Genomic DNA, 26,819 nt, shown 5'->3' on the forward strand with positions numbered 1-26,819 from the left:
GAAGCAACATATGAAAATTACAGAACTATTAAAAAGGGATACAGTCATTATGAATTTGACAGCTTCAAATAAAGAAGCTGTCATAGATGAATTAGTTGAAAAATTAAACGGGGCAAATCGTTTAAATAGTAAAGCTGAATTTAAAGAATCTATTTTAAAGCGGGAGTCACAAAGTACAACTGGCATAGGGGAAGGGATTGCTATACCTCATGCGAAGACGAATGCCGTTAAACAACCATCGATTTGTTTTGGTAGAAGTGTAAGCGGTATCAACTATGAGTCGCTTGATGGACAGCCTGCACATCTGTTTTTTATGATTGCTGCGAGTGAAGGGGCGAATAATACTCATTTAGAAACGTTATCTCGTCTCTCTACGTTATTGATGGATGAAGGGTTCCGCAAGCAATTATTAGAAGCAAAGGATGAGGATGAGCTTCTCCGTTTATTTGATGAAAAAGAGAATGAAAAAGAAGACGAAGAAGTTGAAGTAGCAAAGCCGGAAGGGAATGAGCCATACGTATTAGCTGTTACAGCTTGTCCGACTGGTATCGCTCACACATATATGGCTGCGGATAGTTTGAAAGCAAAAGCAGCAGAGTTAGGAATAGCGATTAAAGTTGAAACGAATGGATCAACAGGTGTTAAAAACGATTTAACGAAAGAGGACATTGAACGCGCAACGGCTATTATTGTAGCTGCAGATAAACAAGTAGAAATGAATCGTTTTGCTGGGAAGCATGTCATTCAAGTACCAGTCGCCGATGGGATTAGAAAAACTGAAATCCTTCTTAATCGAGCTATAAAACAAGATGCACCAATCTTTAAAGGGGTAAAAGAGGATGGGAAGGCAGAAAATGTAGAGAAAGAAAAAGGGCTAGGAATTTATAAGCATTTAATGAGCGGTGTAAGTAATATGCTTCCGTTCGTTGTTGGTGGTGGAATTTTAATTGCACTAGCGTTTTCGTTTGGTGGTATAAAAGCGGAAGGTCCTTTAGCTGAATTGTTCATGTCTATTGGGGGAGGAAAAACAGGTGCGTTTTTATTCCTTGTACCAATCTTAGCTGGATTTATTGCGAGTTCTATTGCTGATCGTCCTGGTTTTATGCCTGGTGTTGTAGGTGGGTTTTTAGCAGCACAAGCGAATGCGGGATTTTTAGGTGGATTAATTGCTGGTTTCTTAGCTGGATATGTTGTTTTAGGATTGAAAAGATTATTTTCAGGATTACCAGTACAGTTAGAAGGAATTAAACCTGTTTTGTTATATCCAGTCTTTGGATTGTTGATTACAGGAGTTGTTATGCAAAAAGTAGTAAATCCGCCTGTAGTAGCATTAAATGAAATGTTAACAGGATGGTTAAATGGTTTGAACGGTACGAATGCTATATTATTAGGTCTTATTTTAGGTGGTATGATGGCAATTGATATGGGTGGTCCAATTAATAAAGCGGCATTTACATTTGGTATTGCTGCAATAGAAGCGCAGAATTTTGGAGTGCACTCAGCAGTTATGGCTGGTGGTATGGTACCGCCACTTGCGATTGCATTCGCAACCACATTCTTTAAAACAAAATTTACAGAAGCAGAACGTAAATCTGGTTTAACAAATTATATTATGGGAGCATCGTTTATTACAGAAGGTGCGATTCCATTTGCAGCTGCCGATCCGGTTCGAGTAATAGTAAGTTGTGTTGTTGGTTCAAGTATCGCGGGTGCCTTATCTATGTTATTCCAAATTACATTGCCGGCACCGCATGGTGGATTGTTTGTTATCGCATTAGTGAATAAACCGTTGCTATATATTGTTTCTATATTAATTGGAACGATTGTTTCAGCTATTATGATAGGTGTTTGGAAGAAGAAAGTTAAATAAAAGATAAAAAGGGACAGCTAATAGGAGTTGTTCCTTTTTCGTTACAAAAAGTAATTTAATAATTGGATTATGATGGATTTTGGTAAAAGATGTAATGAAAAGTGATTTTTTTGTAACAAAAAAGTAATACTGTAATTTTTTTTGGAAAAAAATTCTTATACTAATTTGTGAGAAATATATGAAAACTATTGCTAATTTTGGTAGAAATACAATTCTTTAATATGGAAATTTATGTTACAAATCATTAATCGTTTATTACGAATGCTTTGTAATTGTGTGATTTTCGAAATTCTACAAAAAACTGTTGCTATAATGAGAACACGAAAACAAAGCAAATGGAGGCTATTCATGAAAAAATTATTAGGTATAGCAACAGCAGCAGTTTTTGGTCTTGGGATTTTTGCAGGTTCTGCTAAAGCGGAAACGATTGTAACAACAGATGTATTAAACGTTAGAGAAAACCCAACTGTAGAATCAAAACTTGTAGGTAAAATGTTAAGTGGAAATAAATTAGATGTTATAAATACAGAAAACGGATGGTCCAAAATTAAATTAGATGGTAAAGAAGCTTTTGTAAGTGCTGAGTTTACGAAAAGTTCTTATTATGTAACAGCAAACGTATTAAACATTCGTGCTGGAGCGAATACTGATTCAGAAATTCTTGGCACGCTTAAAAAAGATGACTTGATTGAAACGACAAATCAAGTACAAAACGAATGGTTACAATTCGAATATGGCGGGAAAGCGGCGTATGTTCACATACCATTTTTAACAGGTACAGCACCTGTTATTGAAAGAAAAGAAGTTCCAGCTCAAGATGAAGCGCCAACTAAGGTGAAAACGGCGGTTAAAAATGATACATCAGTTAAGGAGAAAGCGCCGGCTAAAAATGATACGGCAGTTAATGGAAAAGAATCAGTTAAAAGTGGAGCATCAAGTAAACCAGTAGCGCAAGCGAAGCCGGCAACTAAGCCAGTGGCAAAACCTACTGAAACAAGTGAACCTGCTGGTCGTGAAATAACAGTAGAAGCGACAGCTTACACAGCTCACCCGAGTGAAAATGGCACATATGGTGGTCGTGTGTTAACTGCGATGGGGCATGATTTAACAGCGAATCCAAATATGAAAGTTATTGCTGTTGATCCGAAAGTAATTCCTCTCGGATCAAAAGTGTGGGTGGAAGGATATGGAGAAGCAATTGCTGGAGATACTGGTGGCGCGATTAAAGGAAACCGTATTGATGTTTTAGTTGGTTCAGATAGCACTGCTGATAGTTGGGGTCGTAAATCCGTTAAAGTGAAAGTTATAAAATAATTTATTAAAATAAAAAACGGCTGCTTAAAAATGTCTAAGCGGCCGCTTTTTTTATATAAGAATTATTGAAAAGGGTAAATTGTTTTACCTGTAATAATTTTATACGCGGTGCAAAATTGAGTTTGCATATACTCTGTATTTTTATTTTCTGGATGTAACGTTGTTTCTTGAAGAGTAGAATGAAAGGAACGTAGTAAACAATTTAGTGCGAAGTATAATTCTTCTTGTGAACAATTTTGTTCTTTTGTAGCAGTAGCTAAAATAAGGTCTTTTATTAATAATGGAAAATCGATAGTCGCTTGTTTCATAGTCATTGCACCCTCTCCGAGCTATTTTTTATCATGTATATGCAGAATTGGACAAGCTATGCTCTTTTTTTTGTGTAATTTCATGTACTGGATTCAAAGAACTTGCAATCATGCCGTTAAAATTGGTAAGATTGGGTATAATCAATAGATGGAGTATATTACATAAAGAGAGTTGAATGATATGGGAGAAGTGCAACGTGAAAAAGTTGCTGTCATCATTGGGCCAACTGCTGTCGGAAAGACGAAATTAAGTATCGATCTTGCAAAAGCGTTGAATGGTGAGATTATTAGTGGTGATTCCATGCAAATTTATCGTACGATGGATATCGGGACTGCAAAGGTGACGACAGATGAGATGGACGGAATTCCACATTATATGATTGATATAAAAGATCCGGAAGATTCATTTTCTGTGGCGGAATTTCAAGAAAGTGTCCGTAAGTGCATTCGAGAAATTACAGAGCGCGGGAAATTACCAATTATTGTTGGTGGAACCGGTCTCTATATACAATCTGTTCTATTCGATTACCAGTTTACAGATGAGGCTGGGGACGCTACATACCGAGAACAGATGGAAAAGTTAGCATTAGAACACGGTGTGGAATATGTACATAAAAAGTTGCAAGAAGTAGATCCAGAAAGTGCGGAGCGTATTCATGCCAATAATGTAAGGCGTGTTATTCGGGCGTTAGAAATTTTTCACACGACCGGTGAAAAAATGAGTAACCAGCTCGAAAAACAAGAAAATGAGTTACTGTACGATGTTTCATTAATTGGCTTGACAATGGATCGAGAAATGCTATACGATCGCATTAACTTACGTGTTAACCTAATGATTGAACAAGGTTTATTAGAAGAAGTAAAAGGTTTACATGAAAGAGGAGTGCGAGATTGTCAATCCATTCAAGCGATTGGTTATAAAGAGATATATGATTATTTTGAGAATCGTGTATCTTTAGAAGAAGCGGTATCACAATTAAAGACGAATTCACGCCGTTATGCAAAACGTCAATTAACGTGGTTCCGTAATAAGATGGATGTCACGTGGTTCGATGTTACTGATGGTGAAAAAACGTCAGAAATTTTACGATACATAGAAGGAAAGCTACAACTAAAGTCGAATAATAGTAAGTAGAGAAAAAGAGGAGGATTCGACATGAAGCAATCAATCAATATTCAAGATCAGTTTTTAAATCAACTCCGTAAAGAGAATACGTTCGTTACGCTGTACTTATTAAATGGTTTCCAGCTTCGTGGATTAATTAAAGGATTTGATAATTTTACAGTCCTGCTGGAAACAGAAGGTAAGCAACAGCTTATTTATAAACATGCAATTTCTACATTTGTACCACAAAAAAATGTTTCAATTGAATTAGAGTAGTAATGAATTATTGTACATAATAAAAAAGAGCGAGCTTCTCGCTCTTTTTTTATTTGCCATAAACAATAAATAGTGAAATTTAAGCGATTCTAAATACAGTAAGACGAATGTTAGTGTTTCCTGTTGCAGGGATCGTAATCTCGTTAAGAGTAGATTGGACAGAAATGTTTGCTCCAGCAGCTAATGTTTCGATTGTAGTAAATGAAAGTGAGTCGCCTATTAGATTTGAAGAGAAGTTGTCAGTAGCAACTGCTCCATTAATTGAAATTCCTACTCCAAGTGGAGCGCATCCTGGCGCAGTTGTAGAAATAGATACGCTAATTACATAAATACCAGCGTTAATAACAGTAACTGTATTTGTGCCGTTAAAGATAATATTGTTTACGTTAATTGCAGTACTAAAAATAAAGTTATTAAATTGGATTACTGTTTGTTGGATGTTGTTTGTTACAACGATTGTTGCTACTGGGAAGCTAGGTCCAGTAGGTCCGGTAACTCCTATACCAGTCGCACCCGTTGGTCCTTGAACACCTTGAGGTCCGGTAGCACCCGTGTTACCTTGAGCACCTTGAGGTCCGGTAGCACCCGTGTTACCTTGAACACCTTGAGGTCCGGTAGCACCTGTGTTACCTTGAATACCTTGAGGTCCAGAAGGTCCAGAAGGTCCAGAAGGTCCGGTAGGTCCGGTAACTCCTATACCAGTCGCACCTGTGTTACCTTGAGCACCTTGAGGTCCGGTAGCACCCGTGTTACCTTGAGTGCCTTGAGGTCCGGTAGCACCCGTATTACCTTGAGTGCCTTGAGGTCCGGTAGCACCCGTATTACCTTGAGTGCCTTGAGGTCCGGTAGCACCTGTGTTACCTTGAACGCCTTGAGGTCCAGTAGCACCCGTGTTACCTTGAGCGCCTTGAGGTCCAGTAGCACCTGTGTTACCTTGAACACCTTGAGGTCCGGTAGCACCCGTGTTACCTTGAATACCTTGAGGTCCAGTGGAACCAGTAGCACCCGTGTTACCTTGAGCACCTTGAGGTCCGGTAGCACCCGTGTTACCTTGAGCACCTTGAGGTCCGGTAGCACCCGTGTTACCTTGAACACCTTGAGGTCCGGTAGCACCTGTGTTACCTTGAACACCTTGAGGTCCGGTAGCACCTGTGTTACCTTGAGCGCCTTGAGGTCCAGTAGGTCCAGGAGGCCCACCAGAAGGTCCAGTAGGTCCGGTAACTCCTATACCAGTCGCACCCGTGTTACCTTGAACGCCTTGAGGTCCAGTGGCACCTGTATTACCTTGAATACCTTGAGGTCCAGTGGAACCAGTAGCACCTGTGTTACCTTGAACGCCTTGAGGTCCAGTAGCACCTGTGTTACCTTGAACGCCTTGAGGTCCAGTAGCACCCGTGTTACCTTGAGCACCTTGAGGTCCAGTAGCACCCGTGTTACCTTGCGCGCCTTGAGGTCCAGTGGAACCAGTAGCACCTGTGTTACCTTGAACGCCTTGAGGTCCAGTAGCACCCGTGTTACCTTGAACGCCTTGAGGTCCAGTGGAACCAGTAGCACCTGTGTTACCTTGAACGCCTTGAGGTCCAGTAGCACCCGTGTTACCTTGAGCACCTTGAGGTCCAGTGGAACCAGTAGCACCTGTGTTACCTTGAACGCCTTGAGGTCCAGTGGAACCAGTGGCACCTGTGTTACCTTGCGCGCCTTGAGGTCCAGTAGCACCTGTGTTACCTTGAACGCTTTGAGGTCCAGTGGAACCCGTGTTACCTTGAGCACCTTGAGGTCCAGTAGCACCCGTGTTACCTTGCGCGCCTTGAGGTCCAGTGGAACCAGTAGCACCTGTGTTACCTTGAACGCCTTGAGGTCCAGTGGAACCGGTAGCACCTGTGTTACCTTGAACGCCTTGAGGTCCAGTAGCACCTGTGTTACCTTGAGCACCTTGAGGTCCGGTAGCACCCGTATTACCTTGAGTGCCTTGAGGTCCGGTAGCACCTGTGTTACCTTGAACGCCTTGAGGTCCAGTGGAACCAGTAGCACCTGTGTTACCTTGAACGCCTTGAGGTCCAGTGGAACCAGTAGCACCTGTGTTACCTTGAACGCCTTGAGGTCCAGTAGCACCTGTGTTACCTTGAACGCCTTGAGGTCCAGTGGAACCAGTAGCACCTGTGTTACCTTGAACGCCTTGAGGTCCAGTAGCACCCGTATTACCTTGAGTGCCTTGAGGTCCGGTAGCACCTGTGTTACCTTGAACGCCTTGAGGTCCAGTGGAACCAGTAGCACCTGTGTTACCTTGAACGCCTTGAGGTCCAGTGGAACCAGTAGCACCTGTGTTACCTTGAACGCCTTGAGGTCCAGTAGCACCTGTGTTACCTTGAACGCCTTGAGGTCCAGTGGAACCAGTAGCACCTGTGTTACCTTGAACGCCTTGAGGTCCAGTAGCACCCGTATTACCTTGAGTGCCTTGAGGTCCGGTAGCACCTGTGTTACCTTGAACGCCTTGAGGTCCAGTAGCACCCGTGTTACCTTGCGCGCCTTGAGGTCCAGTAGCACCTGTGTTACCTTGAACGCCTTGAGGTCCAGTAGCACCCGTATTACCTTGAGTGCCTTGAGGTCCGGTAGCACCTGTGTTACCTTGAACGCCTTGAGGTCCAGTAGCACCCGTGTTACCTTGCGCGCCTTGAGGTCCAGTAGCACCTGTGTTACCTTGAACGCCTTGAGGTCCAGTGGAACCGGTAGCACCTGTGTTACCTTGAACGCCTTGAGGTCCAGTAGCACCCGTGTTACCTTGAGCACCTTGAGGTCCAGTGGAACCGGTAGCACCTGTGTTACCTTGAACGCCTTGAGGTCCAGCGGCACCTGTGTTACCTTGAACGCCTTGAGGTCCAGTAGCACCCGTGTTACCTTGAGCACCTTGAGGTCCAGTGGAACCAGTGGCACCTGTGTTACCTTGAACGCCTTGAGGTCCAGTGGAACCAGTAGCACCTGTGTTACCTTGAACACCTTGAGGTCCAGTGGCACCTGTGTTACCTTGAACGCCTTGAGGTCCAGTAGCACCTGTGTTACCTCTAGGTCCGGTAGCACCAGTCACGCCCGTGTTACCTCTAGGTCCGGTAGCACCAGTAGCGCCCGTGTTACCTCTAGGTCCGGTCGCACCAGTAGCACCTGTGTTACCTCTAGGTCCGGTCGCACCAGTAGCGCCCGTGTTACCTCTAGGTCCGGTCGCACCAGTAGCGCCTGTGTTACCTCTAGGTCCGGTAGCACCAGTAGCGCCCGTGTTACCTCTAGGTCCGGTAGCACCAGTAGCGCCCGTGTTACCTCTAGGTCCAGTAGGTCCAGTAGGTCCTCTGCCGAACGAAGCTGAATTAACTAGAGTAGTTTGTAACTCTGCAATTAATTTAAGGAGTTCTTGGAGTGTACAAGGATCAATTCGGAATAACTTTGTAATGTAAAGTAAATAATTAATTAAAATTTGAAGTTCAACAAATACAGCACTTGCTACGAAGGTTGGATTTTTTAATATAGTTATTAAGTTTTTAATGATGGCTAATCCTTGTGCTTTCAGAGCGGAAGTAGTGTCTAGTGAACAGATGAATTTGCTTAGTAGGTGCAATGTATCTATTAGATTCTCAATGTTTTTGGGAGATGGATTGGCGAAAAGTTTAGGGATTATTTTTATTAAATCGTTAATGATTGCACGGAATGTTCTAATTTGCGCTTTAGTAATTGGAATCGTTGGGGTAGTTGGAATTCGTCCAGCGCTAGTTGGAAAGCATGGATTGGAGTATTTATTTTGATTGTCGTTAAAGCGAGACATTAAATCTCTCCTTTCTAATAAGAATGTGAACGAAACTCATCATAGTAGATGCAGAGAGTAGTTAAATGGTCATAGTGAAATGGATTCTTTCGAGAAAAAAATAAAAAAAACGCCTTATTATAGGGCGTTTTTTTTATTTTCAGCATATTGATAATATCGCTTTAGTGAAATTTTTGATTTGAAGCCAACTAATTTTATGATTTCTGGCTCTGGGGTTTGTTTTTTTATTAGGCGTAAAATAAACGTGTTCCGGAAATGTTGTCCAGAAATGCCTTTACGTAAATTCGCTCTTGCTACTTCAAGTCGGATCATTTTTTGGATAGCGATTTCTGTTAGTGCTTTTGGTGCATCGTTTTCGTATACCCATCTGTATGTTCCGCGGTTAAAATCGAATGCAACAAACAACGGGTCATTACTATGGTATTTAGGACGAACTGGTTCTGGAATACTTTTATAATATGTGTACAGTTGTTTTTTGTCTTCGATTGCTAATGTGATTGTTCTTTCTACTCCTGCGGTTGCTGGAATAGAAAGTGTATTAGTTTCAAAATGAACGTGATGCATAGTTAATGCTGTAAGCTCTTGTAAGGATAGTCCGTAGTCGATTAATATACTTAAAATGGCGATATTACGATCCATTAATAATGGACGAACGGGACGCTGTTTTTCTGAAAGTCCTTCTAATGAAGTGACTATATGCTTTAATCTTTTTTCTTCATCGGATGAAATGAAATCTTCATTACGCAATGCACGGTTTGGTTGAATAGTAATTTCCATATCATTCAATGGATTTGGAATGTTAAGAAAATGATGCATTCTATTTAATACAATAAATACACGATGCATTGTTTTCTCAGAGTAGTGTCGATTCTTTTTTAAGTCTGAAAAGTAATCTTCATAGTCTTTTGTACAAAGTGTTGCCCATATATTACTGGAAGGGAGCTTTTTGTTTTTTTCTAACCAATGTCCAAAATCTTCAATGTCATAAACGTAACGTTTAATGGTTGAAGACTTTCGGCCTTTATTCAATAAAAAAATAGAAAAGGCTTGTATTGTATCATGGAATTCCGTTGTTTCCATAGTCCCACCACCTTGATTATTTCTTATATTATAGCAAACTTTTCTGAAAATAGGCATTTGCAAGAGGGACTGGAATAATAATATTTGGTGAGTGGATAAAATGAGGTGATTGTATGGAACAATCGATGCGTAAGAAAAATAACAATCAAATTAATATTGTATTAAACCATCGAAAGAAAATTTCGTTACCGGCATCAGAAAATAAAACGGTAATTTCAAGTGAAACCACTACTAAACATGAGATGTTGCAGAGAATTGAAGAAGAGATGGGAAAGCTTGTTGGGATGGATGAAATAAAAAAGATAATAAAAGAAATTTATGCTTGGATTTATGTAAATAAAAAAAGACAAGAGATGGGGTTGAAATCTGAGAAGCAAGTGCTTCACATGTTATTTAGGGGGAATCCCGGTACTGGGAAGACAACCGTTGCTAGAATGATAGGGAAATTGTTGTTTGAGATGAATATTTTATCGAAGGGGCATTTAGTTGAAGCAGAACGTGCTGATCTTGTGGGGGAGTATATCGGTCATACAGCGCAAAAGACGAGAGATTTAATAAAAAAGGCCATGGGAGGTATTTTGTTTATTGATGAGGCGTATTCTTTAGCGCGGGGGGGAGAGAAGGATTTTGGGAAGGAAGCTATTGATACACTTGTGAAGCATATGGAAGATAAGCAGCACGGTTTTGTATTAATTTTAGCTGGATATTCAAGAGAGATGAATCATTTTCTTTCATTAAATCCAGGGTTACAATCTCGTTTTCCATTTATTATTGAATTTGCGGATTACTCGGTAAATCAGCTGTTGGAAATTGGAAAGAGAATGTATGAGGAGCGTGAATATCAGTTATCTAAAGAAGCGGAGTGGAAATTTCGAGATCATTTACATGCGGTAAAGTATTCGTCGCAAATTACATCGTTTAGTAATGGGCGATACGTACGGAATATTGTTGAAAAATCGATTCGTACACAAGCTATGCGATTGTTACAAGAGGATACGTATGATAAATATGATTTAATTGGGATATCAAGTATGGATTTAATGCTTGAAGAGGAGACGCACAGTACGTAAACTGTGCGTCTGTTTTTATGCATAAGTTCGTTTACTCTTTTTTTGCTTTTTCTTGGTGAGTTTTATGAAGACGTTCCATTTTAGCGCTCTTTTCGTGCGCTGAATTTGGATCATGTCCAAATTGGTTTACTGAGCTTTTTTGAGCTCCTTTATTAACATGGTTTGTCATTTGCATTCACCTCGCTTTAAAAATTAGTATAAACATTATGTAAAGAAAAACTCGTTAGAAAAGAAAAACCTCTTTACGATATGTAAAGAGGTTAGATTGCTATTTATGCATTGAGCGCTCCTTTGTATCGATGCGTCTATGCGGTAAATGCCATTTGTAATGAATAGAAACCATGCGGAAGCAAACAATTAAAATGAATAAGGTGTATAGAGCCCAATCGCTAACGATGACTTTAGCGCCAATCAAAAAACCGGCTAAAATCGTCCAAAACGCATATACATCAGCTCGAAGGACGAGAGGTTTTCTACGTGCTAAAAGATCACGAATAATACCGCCGCCAATGCCAGTTAAAACAGCAGCTACAATTGTAGCGCTAATTGGTAAATTTAATCTTTGGGCGTATAGAGCTCCTTGTACGGCGAACGCTGATAAGCCAATGGCATCTGTGATGTTTTCCCACTTTTTCCAATGTATAATTAATTTATTAGGAAAAAGAAAAATGATCGTCATTGATAATAGTGCGATTTGGAATAACATGTCTTGTTGCCAAAACGCGACGATTGGATAACCAATTAATAAATTACGAAGGGCACCTCCCCCAAATGCGGTTGCCATTCCTAAAATATATACCCCGAAAATATCATAATCCTCTTCCATTGCAACAATGGCTCCGCTTAGTGCGAAAGCGATTGTGCCTATGATGCTAAAAATCTCCCATGCCATGAATTTTCTCCCCCGCTAACTAGATGAAATGTGCTTCCTCTGCTATTATATTAGAAGGTTTAAATTTCGAAAAGGATGAGTGAACATATTTGATGGAAGAAAAAGAAAAAATCATATTAGTTGGCTGTCAATTGCCACAAGATGATGATGAAAAATTTATGCATTCCATGAAAGAGCTTGCATCGCTAGCGAAAACTGCGCGAGCGGAAGTGTTAGTATCAACGACGCAAAAGCGCCCGAAGTTTCATCCGGCGACTTATATAGGAAAAGGTAAACTAGAAGAGCTTGCAGCGTTGACGGAAGAATTAGAACCAGCTGTTATTGTTTTTAATAATGAGTTAACACCAAGTCAAATTCGGAATTTATCTTCAGTATTAGATGCGAGAGTGATTGACCGAACGCAGTTAATACTAGATATTTTTGCGCAACGTGCGAAATCGAGAGAGGGTAAGCTTCAAGTAGAATTAGCTCAATTGCAATATACAATGCCGCGCCTTATGGGACAAGGTCTTGCTTTATCGCGTCTTGGTGGTGGAATTGGTACAAGGGGACCAGGAGAGACGAAGCTTGAGACAGATCGTCGTCATATTCGATCTCGTATTGATGAAATAAAGAGACAACTTGCGGTTGTTGTGGAGCATCGAAAGAGATATCGTGAGAGAAGAAAAGATAATAAAGTGTTTCAAGTTGCGTTAATTGGGTATACAAATGCAGGAAAATCTACGTTGTTTAATAGATTAACGGAAGCTGATACGTTTGAAGAAAACTTATTGTTTGCAACGCTAGATCCGACGACAAGAAAGATGCCGTTACCTTCTGGTTATACAGTGCTTTTGACTGATACGGTTGGTTTTATACAAGATTTACCTACGTCACTAATTGCTGCTTTTCGATCTACGTTAGAAGAAGCTGGGGAAGCGGATGTTATTTTACATGTTGTTGATTCTGCAGATCCTAATTATGTAGGGCATGAGCAGACAGTAAAACAATTATTGTCGGACCTTGAAATTAATCGTATTCCTATTATTACGTTATATAATAAAAAAGATAAATTGCATCAAAACTTCATTCCATTTCCGAAAAGTGATTTCTTAATGACTAGTGCTTTTGAAGAAAGTGATTTATTGCGTATAAAAGAAGCGCTAGAAACGAGGATGAAGGAAGAAATGGATGATTATCAAGTGGAAATCCCTCCGAGTGAAGGTAGGTTATTAACGCTTTTAAAGACAGAAACAATATTAACTAAAATGGAGTTTCTAGAAGATAAATTTGTATATGATTGTACAGGGTATATATTTGCTCATTCATCGCTTAAGGGGCAATTAAAGAGATTTTTAGTGGAAGAAGGAGAAAATAATGTTTGATCGTTTGAAAAATGGAGAAAAAATTGCTCCAATCGTAAAAGAAGTAGAAAGTCAAATTATAGAAGTACATAAACATGTGGATGAAGTGATTGAGAGTAACCAATTTCGTGTATTAGAAAGTTTTCGTAAACACAAAATTAGCGATTCGCATTTTATTCCGACGACAGGTTATGGTTATGATGATATTGGTCGTGACACGTTAGAAAAAGTGTATGCTGATGTATTTGGGGCAGAAGCGGGTCTTGTTCGTCCGCAAATTATTTCAGGTACTCACGCAATTTCGACAGCTCTATTCGGTATTTTACGTCCAGGAGATGAACTGCTATACATAACAGGAAAACCATATGATACGTTAGAAGAAATCGTTGGTGTACGCGGAAAAGGTGTAGGCTCATTTAAAGAATATAATATTGGTTATAACGCAGTTCCGTTAACTGAAGAGGGATTTGTGGACTTTGAAGCTGTTGCAGCTGCGATCCATAGTAATACGAAGATGATTGGTATTCAGCGTTCAAAAGGATATGCTACTCGTCCGTCGTTTACTGTTTCACAAATTAAAGAGATGATTGCGTTTGTGAAAGAGATTAAACCTGATGTTGTTGTATTTGTAGATAACTGCTATGGCGAATTTATTGAAGAAGAAGAGCCATGTCATGTTGGTGCGGACTTAATGGCAGGCTCTCTTATTAAGAATCCTGGCGGTGGAATTGTTAAAACTGGTGGTTACATTGTTGGTAAAGAGCAGTATGTTGAAGCGTGTGCATATCGTCTAACATCTCCAGGAATCGGTGCGGAAGCAGGGGCATCTTTATACAGTTTGCAAGAAATGTATCAAGGTTTCTTCTTAGCGCCGCATGTAGCGGGACAAGCGCTAAAAGGTGCGATTTTTACAGCTGCATTTTTAGGAAAGTTAGGGATGAATACATCACCAGCTTGGAATGCACCAAGAACAGATTTAATTCAGTCTGTTCAATTTGATGATAAAGATCGTATGATTGCGTTCTGTCAAGCGATTCAATATGCATCTCCAATTAATTCTCATTTCACTCCATATGCAAACTATATGCCGGGTTATGAAGATGATGTAATTATGGCTGCGGGGACGTTTATTCAAGGTGCAAGTATTGAGCTGTCGGCTGATGGTCCGATTCGTCCGCCTTATGTTGCTTACGTACAAGGTGGGTTAACTTATTCGCATGTAAAGATTGCGATTTGTTCTGCGATTGATGCGTTAATTGAAAAAAAACTATTAACAATTTCTTAAAGGAAAGCTGTCGATTTCGGCAGCTTTTTTCATGTGAAAGTAATGATTTGTGCCATTAGAAAAAAATGAAAAAATTCACAAAAAAATCATGTAAGAAAAGCTAACATCTATTGACACTAAACATAACATGGTGTAAAATGAGAAACAGTTAAGGCGAAGGAGGAACTGAAACAATGAAAGAAGATAGACGTTCTGCTCCGCTGTTTCCAATTGGTATTGTAATGGATTTAACACAATTATCTGCACGTCAAATTCGCTACTATGAAGAGCATAATCTTATTTTTCCAACCCGTACAAAAGGGAATCGTAGATTATTTTCATTTAACGATGTAGATAAATTGTTGGAAATTAAAGATTTGTTAGATCAAGGCTTAAATATGGCCGGAATTAAACAAGTATTGCAAATGAAAGAAAATCAAACAGAAGCAGTGAAAGTAAAAGAAGAAACGAAAGAAATTTCAAAATCCGAGCTTCGCAAAATTCTTCGAGATGAACTACAACATACAGGTAGATTTAATCGGACCTCATTGCGACAAGGTGACATTTCAAGGTTTTTTCACTAAAGATAACTGATTCTGAAGGTGTTTAGAGGGACTAAGGAGGAATTTATAATGGCTAGGTACACAAAAGAAGATATTTTCCGTTTGGCGAAAGAAGAGAATGTAAAGTATATCCGTCTGCAATTTACGGACCTTTTAGGGGTAATTAAAAACGTAGAAATTCCAGTGAGCCAATTAACAAAAGCTCTTGATAACAAAATGATGTTTGATGGATCTTCTATTGAAGGTTTCGTACGTATTGAAGAATCTGATATGTATTTATATCCGGATTTAGATACTTGGGTAATTTTCCCTTGGACAGCTGAAAAAGGTAAAGTAGCTCGTTTAATCTGTGATATTTACAATGCTGATGGTACTCCATTTGATGGCGACCCACGTAACAACTTAAAGCGTGTGTTAAAAGAAATGGAAGCATTAGGATTCTCAGATTTCAATCTTGGACCAGAGCCAGAATTCTTCCTATTTAAAGTTGATGAAAAAGGAAATCCAACACTGGAATTGAACGATAACGGTGGATACTTCGACCTTGCGCCGATGGATCTAGGGGAAAACTGTCGTCGTGATATCGTTCTTGAACTTGAAGAAATGGGCTTTGAAATTGAAGCATCTCACCATGAGGTTGCGCCAGGTCAACATGAAATTGACTTTAAATATGCAAATGCAATTCGCTCATGTGATGACATTCAAACATTCAAGCTTGTTGTAAGAACGATTGCTCGTAAACATGGTTTACACGCAACATTTATGCCGAAACCATTATACGGTGTGAACGGTTCAGGTATGCACTGTAACTTATCACTATTTAAAAATGGTGAGAACGTATTCTTCGATCAAAACGGTGATTTACAATTAAGTGATGATGCTCGTCACTTCATCGCAGGTATTTTAAAACATGCGCCAGCATTTACAGCGGTAGCAAACCCAACTGTAAACTCTTACAAGCGTTTAGTACCTGGATATGAAGCTCCATGTTACGTAGCATGGTCTGCACAAAACCGTAGTCCATTAGTGCGTATTCCTGCATCTCGTGGTATTAGTACACGCGTAGAAGTACGTAGTGTTGACCCAGCTGCGAACCCATATTTAGTAATGGCTACATTATTAGCAGCAGGTCTTGATGGAATTAAAAATAAATTAACTCCACCAGCTGCAGTAGACCGTAACATCTACGTAATGACAAAAGAAGAGCGTGAAGAAGCAGGTATCGTTGACTTACCAGCAACATTAGCGCAAGCGTTAGTTACTTTACAATCTAATGAAATCGTATGTGGCGCATTAGGTGATCATTTACTTGAGCACTTCATTGAAGCAAAAGAAATTGAGTGGGATATTTTCCGCACGCAAGTTCACCAATGGGAACGCGACCAATATATGTCTCTATACTAAGAGAGAAAAAAGCCCTAATACTACGGTATTAGGGCTTTTTCGTCATTTATCTACAGTGAAAAAACACGAATATTGTCGCATTTTTTTTAGTGTCATCAGGAAGTAATTTAGTGAAAATAATTTGTGTTGACTCGTTCTGTATAAAGAACTAAAATGGCATTAACTAGAAATGTTTGTATATTAAAAAGAATGAAAATATTGTTTTTTTTCTTAAGTTTTCGATGCCAATTTCAAGTTGAAGCTCATTGGTTTTAAATGAGGAGGGAAGTTATGGATAAGGAAATAAATTTGAAAAATCTATTTACTATTATACGGAAAAGAATTTGGATCATTCTATTATTTACAACTCTCACAACAGTAGCAGGAGCGATGTATACTATATATGTAAAAACACCATTATATGCCTCTTCAGCAAGAGTTATTGTTCAAGCTAATGCTGAAACGATGAATACATTGAAAGCGATGGTAAATGAGCCTGTAATATTAGAAAAAGTGGCTGCTGAATTGAATATTAACAGATCTGCAGGTGCATTAAGTGGACAAATAAGTACAGAAAGTGTGCAAGGGTCCCAGATTATGAGAATAAATGTAGTGGATATAGATCCTGTGCTTGCTCATAAAATTGCAAATACTACAGCCGCTGTTTATAAGAAAGAAGTAGCGAATATACTGAATTTTAATAATGTGAGTATATTACCAGAAGACCCAGTTCAAAAACATTCTATGCCTATAAATATAAATCACCTTAAGACGATACTAATTGCATTCTCTATAGGTATGGTGCTCAGTATTGGATTCATTTTTTTATTGGATTCACTTGATGAGAGAATCAAATCGGAACGGCGAATTGAACAATTGTTAGATGTCCCTGTTTTGGGCGGAATATCTAAAATGAATAGAAAAAATGTGAAAGACAAATTCAGTAAAAAAAATACGGTATTATTGGGGGAGGGAACGGAGTGGCTTACAAAAATAGACGAAAAACAAATAAAGTTAAAGGAGAAAGTATAATTGTACATACCGCTCCAAGATCGAAAATTTCGGAGCAGTATCGTTCGCTTCGAACAAACCTTCAATTATCTTCATCTATTCATAAAAGCAGAACTATAGTTATTACTTCTCCGAGGTATGGTGAAGGAAAATCAACGATTACAGTTAATTTAGCAGTCTCAATAGCACAAAAAGGTGAAAAAGTATTGGTAATAGATGCAAATTTACGAACACCAACGATTCATGAAATGTTTGGAGTAGAAAATACAATTGGATTAATTGATATATTGAACGGAAAAACAACTTTAGAGGGCGCCGTGAAAAAAACAGAGATGGAAAGTCTGGATGTATTAACTAGCGGACCAGTACCATTTAATCCATCTGAAGTGCTTAGTTCAGATGCAATGGATATGTTAATTCAAAAGGCGCTGGAACGATACGATATTATATTATTTGATTCTTCTCCTGTACTAGAAGTAACAGATACAAGTGTATTGGCTGATAAGTGTGAAGGTGTATTATTGGTGATACGTTATAATCATACTGTGAATGAAGATGCGCTTGAAACGAAAAGGGCGTTAAGTTTTACGAAAAGTAGGATATTAGGTGCGATTTTGAATGGGAAAGTATAAATAACATAAATGTACTTTAGAAAAATAAATTTAATATCCTTATATCAGGATGTTCTTTATAAAGAATTTTTTAAAGGGATACGATGTGGTGATGTCTCCTTACCGCTATCAACGGAGGCACTCGATTATGCTGTGGGTTGTGAAAACAACCTTAGATGCGAGTCATCAAGAGTGTAATGTGAGGGAGGGTTAGATGCCCCTATTTTATTAAAGTTTCTAACTATGTGTTTTTAATAAAGAGAATATAGTTAGAAACTTTAAATTTGAAAGAGTTAAGTATGGAATTGATTAAAGGAGGAAGTTACATGACGTATCGGCGGAGGATATCGTTATTGCTTTTAATGGATTCAATGATTGTGTTAAGTGCTATTTTCTTTAGTTATTTCTTTGTAAATGCTAGCTTTAGTGTTATCACTTTATCATCAATTATTAGCTCTATCACTCTACTAGTCAGTCATCATTTATTTGCTTTAATATATAAGTTGTATAATAAAGCTTGGGAATATGCAAGTATAGGAGAATTACTCATTATATGCAAAGTTGTTACATTTTCTATAATTGCTACAGCGGTTGTGCAGCAACTAATCATGCAAAAAATGTATTTTCGGCTGTTAGTTGTAACTTGGATGATTCATATTTTATTAATTGGTGGTTCACGTTTTATATGGAGAATGTACAGAGATATTTATTATGTAAAAAAGGGTGATAAAAAAAGAACGTTAATTGTTGGTGCGGGATCTGCTGGGACAATGGTTGCAAGGCAGTTGTTAAAGAATAGTGCTGCCGAATTAATGCCAGTCGCATTTATTGATGATAATGTAAAAAAACATAACCTTGATATTTGGGGTATTCCAGTAATTGGTGGTAAGAATCAAATTGAATACGCTGTCAAAAAACTGAATATTGAAATAATAATTTTAGCAATTCCTTCATTAAACAAAAGAGAGCAAAATGTTATTTTGAAAAGATGTTTAAAAACAGAAGTGAAAACTCAAATTCTTCCGATGTTAGAAGACTTAGTAACGGGTAAAGTATCGGTGAACGAATTCAGGGATGTTCAAGTAGAGGATTTATTAGGGCGTGATCCTGTAGAACTTGATGTGGATATTATTTCAGATTATATAACTGACAAGGTTATTTTAGTTACTGGTGCAGGAGGTTCGATTGGTTCGGAAATTTGTAGACAAATTGCAAAATTTAGGCCGAAAAGGTTGATTTTACTAGGGCATGGGGAGAACAGTATTTATTCTATAGAAATGGAATTAAACAGAAAATATGGAGATATGAAAGGCACGTTTATTCCTGAAATCGCAGATATACAAGATGAAAAAAAGATGAATTTAATAATGAATAAACATCTTCCAAATGTTGTATATCATGCAGCTGCACATAAACATGTACCACTAATGGAGAATAATCCTGAAGAGGCTGTTAAAAATAATTTGATTGGAACTATGAATGTATCAGAGGCAGCAAGAGCACATGGAGTAGGAACGTTTGTTATGATTTCCTCTGATAAAGCTGTGAACCCGACGAGTGTTATGGGAGCAACAAAGAAATTAGCTGAGATGGTAATTCAACATAAAGATAAAATAAGTCATACAAAGTTTGTTACTGTGCGATTTGGAAATGTCTTAGGAAGTAGAGGGAGTGTTATTCCTTTATTTAAGAAGCAAATTCAAAACGGTGGACCAGTTACAGTTACTCATCCAGATATGATTAGGTATTTTATGACAATTCCAGAGGCGTCTAGACTTGTAGTGCAAGCTGGTGCGTTAGCTGAAGGTGGAGAGATTTTTGTGTTGGACATGGGAGAACCAGTAAAAATAGTCGATCTCGCTAAAAATCTCATTCGATTATCAGGAAATTCAGTGGATGAAATAGGAATAGAATTTACTGGTATACGCCCAGGAGAAAAACTTTTTGAAGAATTACTAAAAGAAGATGAAATGAATGAGAAGCAAGTTCACCCAAGAATTTATGTAGGACAAGAAATGAATGTTCGAATAGAAGAAATAGAAGAGTTTATTTCAAATTATACAGATTTAAACGAAGTAGAATTAAGAAAGCGATTGTTAAAGTTAGTAAATCAGCGTAAAACTTTAAAACTGTTAATACCTGTATCAGGTCAATAGAAAAAATTTATATAAGACGGGTGCGTGGGATGGTGTCTAAAAAAGTTCTGTTTTGTGCAACTGTAGATTATCATTTTAAGGCTTTTCATTTACCGTATTTGAAATGGTTTTCAGAACAAGGATGGGAAGTACATGTTGCAGCGAATGGGAATATACATCTTCCGTACGTAACTCGAAAATATAATATTCCTATTCAAAGGTCACCTCTTAGTATACAAAACATCCACGCATATAAAAAACTAAAATCAATTATTGATCAAAATAAATATCATATCATTCATTGTCATACGCCTATGGGAGGAGTAATTGCTCGTTTAGCTGCTCAGAAAGCCAGGCAGCAAGGAACGAAAGTCGTATATACAGCACATGGATTTCACTTTTGTAAAGGATCACCGTATATGAATTGGTTGCTTTATTATCCAATTGAAAGAATTCTAGCTTCTCATACGGATTGTCTAATAACAATTAACCAAGAAGATTATGATTTAGCAGTTAAACATCGCTTTCCAGTGAGAGATATTAAGCTAGTTCACGGTGTAGGAATAGATGTACAACGGTTTACTCCTGTAACTGAAATTGAGAAACGAGAATTAAAGCTACAATGTGGCTATAAATCACAAGATTTTTTAATGTTTTATGCTGCTGAATTTAATAAGAATAAAAATCAAAACTTTTTAATCCATGTATTAGCACAATTGAAAAATGAAATGCCACATGCGAAGCTTTTGCTTGCTGGTGAAGGACCGTTAATGGAAGAGTGTAAAAAAATAGCTACTCAACTAGGAGTGACTAAAATGGTTCATTTTCTCGGTTACAGAAATGATATAGCTTCCTTACTACAGATGTCTGATCTTGCAATTGCATCTAGTTACAGGGAAGGTTTGCCAGTTAATATTATGGAAGCCATGGCTTGTGGACTTCCGGTTGTAGCTACTGATAACCGGGGACATAGGGAATTGATTATTAATAATAAAAATGGTTGGATTGTAGATCGTGATGATATAAAAGCAATGGCTGACAGGATAAAGGGTATTTCTATAAATCCTAAAGTATTAGCTCAGATGGGGCAGTATGGATGTACTAGTATTAAAAATCAATATTCAGTAAATGAAGTGTTAAAGGAGAAACAAGAAATCTATACAACATTTATGGGTGAAATGGAGGATTTAAATTGGGCACTCCATTAAGAGTATTACATGTAGTCGTAAATATGAATAGAGGCGGAGCGGAAACTTTAATTATGAATTTATATCGCAATATAGATCGTTCCAAAGTTCAATTTGATTTTTTAACATGTAAAGAAGGAGTGTTTGATGAAGAAATAGTAAAGTTAGGCGGGGAAATTCATAGAATTCCATATGTTACGGATGTTGGTCATAGAGGATATATAAAAGCACTGGATAATTTTTTCACCTCTCATCAAGAATATAGAATTGTACATTCACACATGGATAAAATGAGTGGATTTGTACTTCGTTCTGCTAAGAAGGCGGGAATACCGGTTAGGATTTCACATAGCCATAGTACAAGTAGTGAAGGTGGAACTATAGCGAAGATATATAAATGGTATGCAGGAGCATTTATTGTGCCATGTGCAACACATTTTTTAGCATGTTCAATTACAGCGGCAAAATGGTTGTTTGCTGATAGGGTAAGTACAACTGAAATTTTAAAGAATGGAATTGAATGTGATAAGTTTGCATTTTCTTCAGAAATTAGAGAACAAGTAAGAAAAGAACTGAAACTTCATAAGGATGCTTTTGTAATTGGACATGTAGGAAGATTTGCGTATCCTAAAAATCATACTTTTCTAATAGATATTTTTGTTCGATTAATAGAAACTCGACCGAAATCTATTCTTTTGTTAGTGGGAGATGGTCCTCTTCGATCAGAGATTGAGAAGAAAGTAGAAAAACTGAATATAAAAGGTCGAGTCAAATTCTTGGGGATACGAGATGATATCAATCGCTTGTTGCAGGCATTTGATATGTTTATTTTTCCGTCTATTTATGAAGGGTTACCCGTTACCCTTATTGAAGCGCAAGGGGCGGGTTTACCATGTATTATATCAGACACTATTACGCAAGATGTAGATCTGGGTTTGAATTTAGTTGAACAGTGCTCTTTGTTAGATGTAAGAGAGTGGACAGGGAAATTACAAAGTATAGCGGATAGGAAGATATCGAGGGGCATTGCACAATTTACGTTAGCTGAAAAAGGATACGATATAAAAAATATTACTGGATTCACTCAAAAATTTTATGTAGCAGTATCGAGGTGATAAATTTGAAAAAACTAACGGTTTTTACCCCTACATATAATAGAGCGTATTGTCTTCAGGGGTGTTATGAAAGCTTGAAGCAGCAAACGTGTAAAGATTTTATATGGCTTATTATAGATGATGGATCTGATGATAATACAAAAGAGTTAGTGCATTCTTGGGTTTCTGAAGATTACATAGACATACGGTATTATTGGCAACCAAATCAAGGGATGCATGGTGCTCATAATAAGGCTTATGAAATGATTGATACAGAACTCAATGTATGTATTGATTCAGATGATTCAATGCCCAGTGATGCCGTAGAGAAAATCATTAATTTTTGGAATGAAAATGGAAATGAACAGGTAAGTGGGATAATTGCTCTTGATTTATATAAAGATGAGAAGCTAATTGGTTCAAAGTTACCATTACATCTTAACCGTTCTACACTTTTTAATCTCTACAATAAACATGGTGTAACTGGAGATAAGAAATTAGTATATCGTACAGAACTAACAAAGAAGTATCCGTATCCGATTTTTAAAAATGAGAAGTATGTAGGTTTGGCATATAAATATTATATGTTGGATCAGAAATATGAGATGTTACTGATGAATGAAGCTCTTTGCTATGTTGAATATATGCCTGATGGCTCTTCGATGAATATGTTAAATCAGTATCGTCAGAATCCAAAAGGTTTTGCTTTTTATCGTAAGGAACTGATGAAGCTACCATTTACAAATAGGTTATTTAAATATAGGCAAGCTGTACATTATGTATCAAGTAGCTTTATAGCAAAAAACATAAGATTTATAAAAGAGTCACCATGCAAAGTGCTTACACTTTGTGCACTGCCATTTGGAGTTATCCTTTATAGTTATATAACAGTAAAAACAAGAGTGAAAGCAAATATATAGAAATTTATTTGGTAGTTAAATGAGAGGGAATAATAATGACTATACTTTGGATGAATCTTTTTATAGTGCTCATACTCGCATTTTTTGCAAGGTATTTTGCTATGCCGGTAACTACAGGAATTGTGATGTTAAAACCAAATCGATTATTGATTTTAATGGCGACTACCTCTCTTGTATTAGTATCTGGTTTTAGAAATAATATTGGTGATACGTATTTTTATATGCATGCTTTTAAAGTTACTGATTTCAATTGGGGGTATATTCGAAATAGTAAGGATGTTGGGTTTAGTATTTTACAAATGATATTAAAAGTATATACGGATAATCCCCAAGTTCTAATTTTTATAACAGCGTTAATAACAAATATATTAATAGTAGCAGTTTTATATAAATATTCAAGAATGATTGAGTTAAGTTTATATGTATATATAGCATCGGGTATGTACTTAGTTTCAATGAATGGAGTGAGGCAGTATTTAACAGCAGCAATTATTTTTACCGCCACAAAATATATTTTAGATGGGAATTGGAAAAAATATTTTTTAATAGTTCTGTTTGCATCTACTTTTCATCAAAGTGCTCTTGTATTAATTCCTATTTATTTTGTAGTCCGAAGGAAAGCTTGGTCGACAATAACATTTATACTACTCCTTCTTGCGGTGCTTATTGTGATAGGATTTAATCAATTTGCAGAAGCTTTCTTTGCGACTATAGGAGATACTCAATATGGACATTATAAGGATTTTCAAGAAGGGGGAGCTAATATTCTTCGAGTTGCTGTGGAAGCAACCCCGCTCATCCTTGCTTTTATTGGGAGGCATAAACTAAGAGAGCTTTTTCCGAAGAGTGATTATATCGTAAATATGGCATTATTAGGTCTAGTTTTTATGATTATTTCAACTCAAAATTGGATTTTTGCTAGATTCTCCATATATTTTGGATTATACCAATTGATATTGATATCGTGGGTTATAAAGGTATTTATTGAAAAGGACCAAAAGTTAATTTACTATGCAGTAATATTATGTTACTTTATTTATTTTGTATATGAACATGTTATTACTTTAGGGATAGTTTATAAGAGTAATTTTTGGGGATAAAATGTATATTTGAAAATCATTCTTAGATGGGAGTAATTTTCAATGTGTAAACTAGAACGACCTAAAAGGGTGTTGCATATCGTTAGTGCGATGGACCGAGGTGGTGCAGAGGCGTTGCTAATGAATGTATATAGGAATGTAGATAGAGAAAAGGTACAATTTGATTTTGTTTCCCATAAAAGTGAAGAATGTGATTATGATAAGGAAATAATTGCATTGGGTGGGAAAATATATCGAATATCTAGCTTAGGACAGGCAGGCCCTCTTTCGTACATTAAAGAGCTTGTTAAGGTAATGTCTAGTAATCAATATGTGGCAGCACATGCACATACTGATTACCAAGGGGGATTTGTTGCTGTTGCTGCCAAAATAGCTGGTATAAAAATAAGAGTTTGTCATTCACATAGTAATAATTGGCCGATAGGATCAGGGATGAAAGGGAAAGTTTTGTTGTTTTTTTTACGAACACTTATTGCTTATGCTGGAACAAATTATTGTGCGTGCAGTGTTGAAGCTGCACGCTTTTTATTTAATGAAAATATTGGTAATACAAAGGTAAAGATAGTGAAAAATGCAATAGATACTAATCAATTTATTAATGTAGATATACAGGATAGTAATAAAGTAAGAGAAGAATTCAACATACCAGTTGGAGCGAAGGTGATAGGTCATATTGGTCGTTTTTCTGAATCTAAAAATCATATTTTTATGTTAAAGGTATTCAAAGATGTATTAAAGTCTGATTCGAAATTTATGCTTGTTTTAGTAGGAGATGGTCCGTTACAGGATTCTATTGAGTTAGAAGCAAAAAGTTTAGGTATCTATGAAAAAATTAGATTTTTGGGGGTAAGAAAAGATATTCCAAGAATTATAAGGATGTTTGATGTTTTTCTTTTTCCATCTTTATTCGAGGGATTCGGTATTGTGGCATTAGAAGCACAATGTGCGGGGGTACCATGCGTAGTAGCAAATACAATAACTAAAAATGTCGATATGGGTTTAGGAATAATATCGTTTATTAGTTTAGATGAAAAACTGGAAATATGGTCTGCAGAAATTCATGGAGCTTTATTAAAAGAAAAATTGAATACACAAATAGTAGTTAATAAGATTTCGGAATTAGGTTTTGATATTAAGAATAATATTCCAGATTGGTTAGCGTTATATGGAGTAGAGTATAGGGAGTCATAATTAATTGTAAGTATTTATATATGATGAAGGTAAGGCTATTATTATAAAAATTTACAATAAATTGGGTGAGGGATTAGAAAATGAAAAAGAAAAAAATTCTCATTACATCATTTGATATGGCAATTGGTGGAGTAGAAAGAAGTTTAATCGGTTTATTGAATACAATCGATTATAGCAAATATGATGTAGATTTGATGTTATTTAAACACGAAGGAGAGTTTCTTTTTTTGTTGCCTAAAATGCCTAATTTGTTAAAGGAAGTAAAACAATATACTACTTTTAGAAAATCTATCAAGCAAATATTGCAAGAAGGACAAATTACAATTGGATTGACAAGCACCTTGGGGAGAATTTTAGGTGATGCACATGGGAGATATGTAAAAAGTGAAGAAGCTGGATACCTTGTTATTCAATATGGTTGGAGAATAACGTTACCCTTTATACCGAAATTGGAAGAGGAGTATGATGTAGCAATTAGTTTTTTATGGCCACATTATTTTATTGGAGATAAAGTTCGAGCGAAAAGAAAAATTGGTTGGATCCATACGGATTATTCAAATATAAAACTTAATACAGACATGGAGTATAAAATGTGGAGCAAGATGGATAATATCGTAGCTGTTTCAGAAGGATGTAGAGATTCATTTCTTAGTAGTTTACCAAATGTGAATAAAAAGGTTGAAATTATAGAAAATATACTATCTCCTGAGTTTGTGCGTGAGCAAGCTTATCAAGAAGATATTACCGAAGAAATACAGGTGAAATCAGAAAAAGTAAAGCTTGTTACGGTAGGACGGTTATCGTATGCAAAAGGAATAGATCTTGCTATGTATGCATTAAGAGATTTAGTAGATCAGGGATATGATATTGAATGGTATGTAGTTGGTTATGGAGCACAAGAAGCTGAACTTAGGAAGTTATTAGCTGAACTTAACCTGGAAAAAAGATTTTTTTTACTGGGTAAAAAAACAAATCCTTATCCATATATAAAAGCATGTGATATATATGTGCAACCGTCTAGGTATGAGGGGAAAGCTGTAACAGTTCGTGAAGCGCAAATTATTGGAAAGCCAGTACTTATTACTAATTTTTCAACTGCTAATAGTCAGGTGCGGGATGGGGTCGATGGAATAGTAACTGAGATGGGGATAAATGGGATAGCTAATGGAATAAAGAAACTTATTGGTGATAAAGAGCTGAGGGAAAAACTGGCGGAAAATACGCTTAAAGGTGAATACGGAAATCGTAATGAAATTGATAAATTATATGCATTATTTTCATAAAGCTAGAATCA

The 26,819-nt window shown here is 37.1% G+C and carries 23 protein-coding genes; 18 read left to right on the top strand and 5 right to left on the bottom strand.

Annotated elements, in window-relative coordinates; translation table 11 throughout:
- The first annotated feature begins 10 nt into the window (after positions 1-10).
- Both MHH66_RS08260 and MHH66_RS08265 read left to right on the top strand, forming a co-directional pair.
- Positions 11-1,870: a PTS fructose transporter subunit IIABC gene (locus MHH66_RS08260; protein ID WP_078185575.1), complete on the top strand. Its 1,860-nt coding sequence runs from the start codon at positions 11-13 to the stop codon at positions 1,868-1,870.
- A gap of 348 nt (positions 1,871-2,218) precedes the next feature.
- Positions 2,219-3,184: a 3D domain-containing protein gene (locus MHH66_RS08265; protein WP_078185574.1), complete on the top strand. Its 966-nt coding sequence runs from the start codon at positions 2,219-2,221 to the stop codon at positions 3,182-3,184.
- 62 nt (positions 3,185-3,246) lie between these two features.
- On the opposite strand, the gene MHH66_RS08270 is transcribed toward MHH66_RS08265, so the two are convergent.
- The gene (locus MHH66_RS08270; protein ID WP_002014695.1) at positions 3,247-3,492 is read right to left on the bottom strand and encodes a hypothetical protein; all 246 of its coding nucleotides are present in this window, start codon (positions 3,490-3,492) and stop codon (positions 3,247-3,249) included.
- Between the two features lie 181 nt (positions 3,493-3,673).
- On the opposite strand from MHH66_RS08270, the gene miaA reads away from it, so the two are divergent.
- Both miaA and hfq read left to right on the top strand, forming a co-directional pair.
- On the top strand, positions 3,674-4,627 hold the full coding sequence (gene miaA, locus MHH66_RS08275; protein ID WP_002185122.1) for a tRNA (adenosine(37)-N6)-dimethylallyltransferase MiaA: 954 nt from the start codon (positions 3,674-3,676) through the stop codon (positions 4,625-4,627).
- Between the two features lie 21 nt (positions 4,628-4,648).
- Positions 4,649-4,873, top strand: coding sequence for an RNA chaperone Hfq (hfq, locus tag MHH66_RS08280; RefSeq protein WP_000813896.1), 225 nt, complete (start codon positions 4,649-4,651; stop codon positions 4,871-4,873).
- 79 nt (positions 4,874-4,952) lie between these two features.
- Here the strand turns inward: hfq and MHH66_RS08285 are convergent, their stop codons facing one another.
- Positions 4,953-8,681, bottom strand: a complete 3,729-nt coding sequence (locus tag MHH66_RS08285; protein WP_340866698.1) for a Gly-Xaa-Xaa repeat protein — start codon at positions 8,679-8,681, stop codon at positions 4,953-4,955.
- Positions 8,682-8,798: 117 nt separating this feature from the next.
- The gene (locus MHH66_RS08290) at positions 8,799-9,761 is read right to left on the bottom strand and encodes a tyrosine-type recombinase/integrase (protein WP_002128613.1); all 963 of its coding nucleotides are present in this window, start codon (positions 9,759-9,761) and stop codon (positions 8,799-8,801) included.
- Between the two features lie 113 nt (positions 9,762-9,874).
- Here MHH66_RS08290 and spoVK point away from each other — a divergent pair, with 113 nt between their 5' ends.
- Positions 9,875-10,831 (top strand): stage V sporulation protein K, encoded by a 957-nt coding sequence (gene spoVK, locus MHH66_RS08295; RefSeq protein WP_002014481.1) that lies wholly within the window; start codon positions 9,875-9,877, stop codon positions 10,829-10,831.
- A 31-nt stretch (positions 10,832-10,862) separates the two neighbouring features.
- On the opposite strand, the gene MHH66_RS08300 is transcribed toward spoVK, so the two are convergent.
- Together MHH66_RS08300 and MHH66_RS08305 are read right to left on the bottom strand one after the other, a co-directional pair.
- Positions 10,863-11,000, bottom strand: a complete 138-nt coding sequence (locus MHH66_RS08300) for a hypothetical protein (RefSeq protein WP_002087943.1) — start codon at positions 10,998-11,000, stop codon at positions 10,863-10,865.
- A gap of 99 nt (positions 11,001-11,099) precedes the next feature.
- On the bottom strand, positions 11,100-11,723 hold the full coding sequence (locus MHH66_RS08305) for a trimeric intracellular cation channel family protein (protein WP_078185572.1): 624 nt from the start codon (positions 11,721-11,723) through the stop codon (positions 11,100-11,102).
- A gap of 92 nt (positions 11,724-11,815) precedes the next feature.
- On the opposite strand from MHH66_RS08305, the gene hflX reads away from it, so the two are divergent.
- The 13 genes from hflX to MHH66_RS08370 all read left to right on the top strand — a co-directional run bounded on the left by hflX (position 11,816) and on the right by MHH66_RS08370 (position 26,808).
- Positions 11,816-13,087: a GTPase HflX gene (hflX, locus tag MHH66_RS08310; protein WP_063219776.1), complete on the top strand. Its 1,272-nt coding sequence runs from the start codon at positions 11,816-11,818 to the stop codon at positions 13,085-13,087.
- Positions 13,080-14,351: a methionine gamma-lyase family protein gene (locus MHH66_RS08315; RefSeq protein ID WP_002128611.1), complete on the top strand. Its 1,272-nt coding sequence runs from the start codon at positions 13,080-13,082 to the stop codon at positions 14,349-14,351. Before hflX ends, MHH66_RS08315 begins: the two co-directional genes overlap by 8 nt.
- 173 nt (positions 14,352-14,524) lie before the next feature.
- Positions 14,525-14,914 carry a transcriptional repressor GlnR gene (gene glnR / locus MHH66_RS08320; protein ID WP_002014475.1) on the top strand — a complete coding sequence of 130 codons (390 nt, stop codon included), beginning with the start codon at positions 14,525-14,527 and terminating at the stop codon, positions 14,912-14,914.
- A gap of 48 nt (positions 14,915-14,962) precedes the next feature.
- Positions 14,963-16,297, top strand: a complete 1,335-nt coding sequence (gene glnA, locus MHH66_RS08325) for a type I glutamate--ammonia ligase (protein WP_002014472.1) — start codon at positions 14,963-14,965, stop codon at positions 16,295-16,297.
- Positions 16,298-16,567: 270 nt separating this feature from the next.
- The gene (locus tag MHH66_RS08330) at positions 16,568-17,308 is read left to right on the top strand and encodes a YveK family protein (protein ID WP_002167787.1); all 741 of its coding nucleotides are present in this window, start codon (positions 16,568-16,570) and stop codon (positions 17,306-17,308) included.
- Positions 17,257-17,919, top strand: a complete 663-nt coding sequence (locus tag MHH66_RS08335; protein WP_002128609.1) for a CpsD/CapB family tyrosine-protein kinase — start codon at positions 17,257-17,259, stop codon at positions 17,917-17,919. The genes MHH66_RS08330 and MHH66_RS08335 overlap by 52 nt, the downstream gene beginning before the upstream one ends.
- A 305-nt stretch (positions 17,920-18,224) precedes the next feature.
- Positions 18,225-20,054, top strand: coding sequence for a polysaccharide biosynthesis protein (locus MHH66_RS08340; RefSeq protein ID WP_078185571.1), 1,830 nt, complete (start codon positions 18,225-18,227; stop codon positions 20,052-20,054).
- A 29-nt stretch (positions 20,055-20,083) separates the two neighbouring features.
- Positions 20,084-21,241, top strand: coding sequence for a glycosyltransferase family 4 protein (locus MHH66_RS08345; protein WP_078185570.1), 1,158 nt, complete (start codon positions 20,084-20,086; stop codon positions 21,239-21,241).
- On the top strand, positions 21,226-22,335 hold the full coding sequence (locus MHH66_RS08350; RefSeq protein ID WP_078185569.1) for a glycosyltransferase family 1 protein: 1,110 nt from the start codon (positions 21,226-21,228) through the stop codon (positions 22,333-22,335). The genes MHH66_RS08345 and MHH66_RS08350 overlap by 16 nt, the downstream gene beginning before the upstream one ends.
- Before the next feature lie 5 nt (positions 22,336-22,340).
- Entirely contained in the window at positions 22,341-23,234 is an 894-nt protein-coding gene (locus tag MHH66_RS08355; protein WP_078185568.1) for a glycosyltransferase family 2 protein, read from the top strand.
- Between the two features lie 35 nt (positions 23,235-23,269).
- Entirely contained in the window at positions 23,270-24,334 is a 1,065-nt protein-coding gene (locus MHH66_RS08360) for an EpsG family protein (protein WP_012261453.1), read from the top strand.
- Positions 24,335-24,376: 42 nt separating this feature from the next.
- Positions 24,377-25,525: a glycosyltransferase family 1 protein gene (locus MHH66_RS08365; protein WP_078185567.1), complete on the top strand. Its 1,149-nt coding sequence runs from the start codon at positions 24,377-24,379 to the stop codon at positions 25,523-25,525.
- Between the two features lie 80 nt (positions 25,526-25,605).
- A complete protein-coding gene (locus MHH66_RS08370) occupies positions 25,606-26,808 on the top strand; it encodes a glycosyltransferase (protein WP_078185566.1) in 1,203 nt (400 codons plus the stop codon).
- Positions 26,809-26,819 lie beyond the last annotated feature (11 nt).

The sequence above is a fragment of the Bacillus sp. FSL H8-0492 genome, assembly GCF_038006145.1.
Taxonomy (GTDB): domain Bacteria; phylum Bacillota; class Bacilli; order Bacillales; family Bacillaceae_G; genus Bacillus_A; species Bacillus_A mycoides.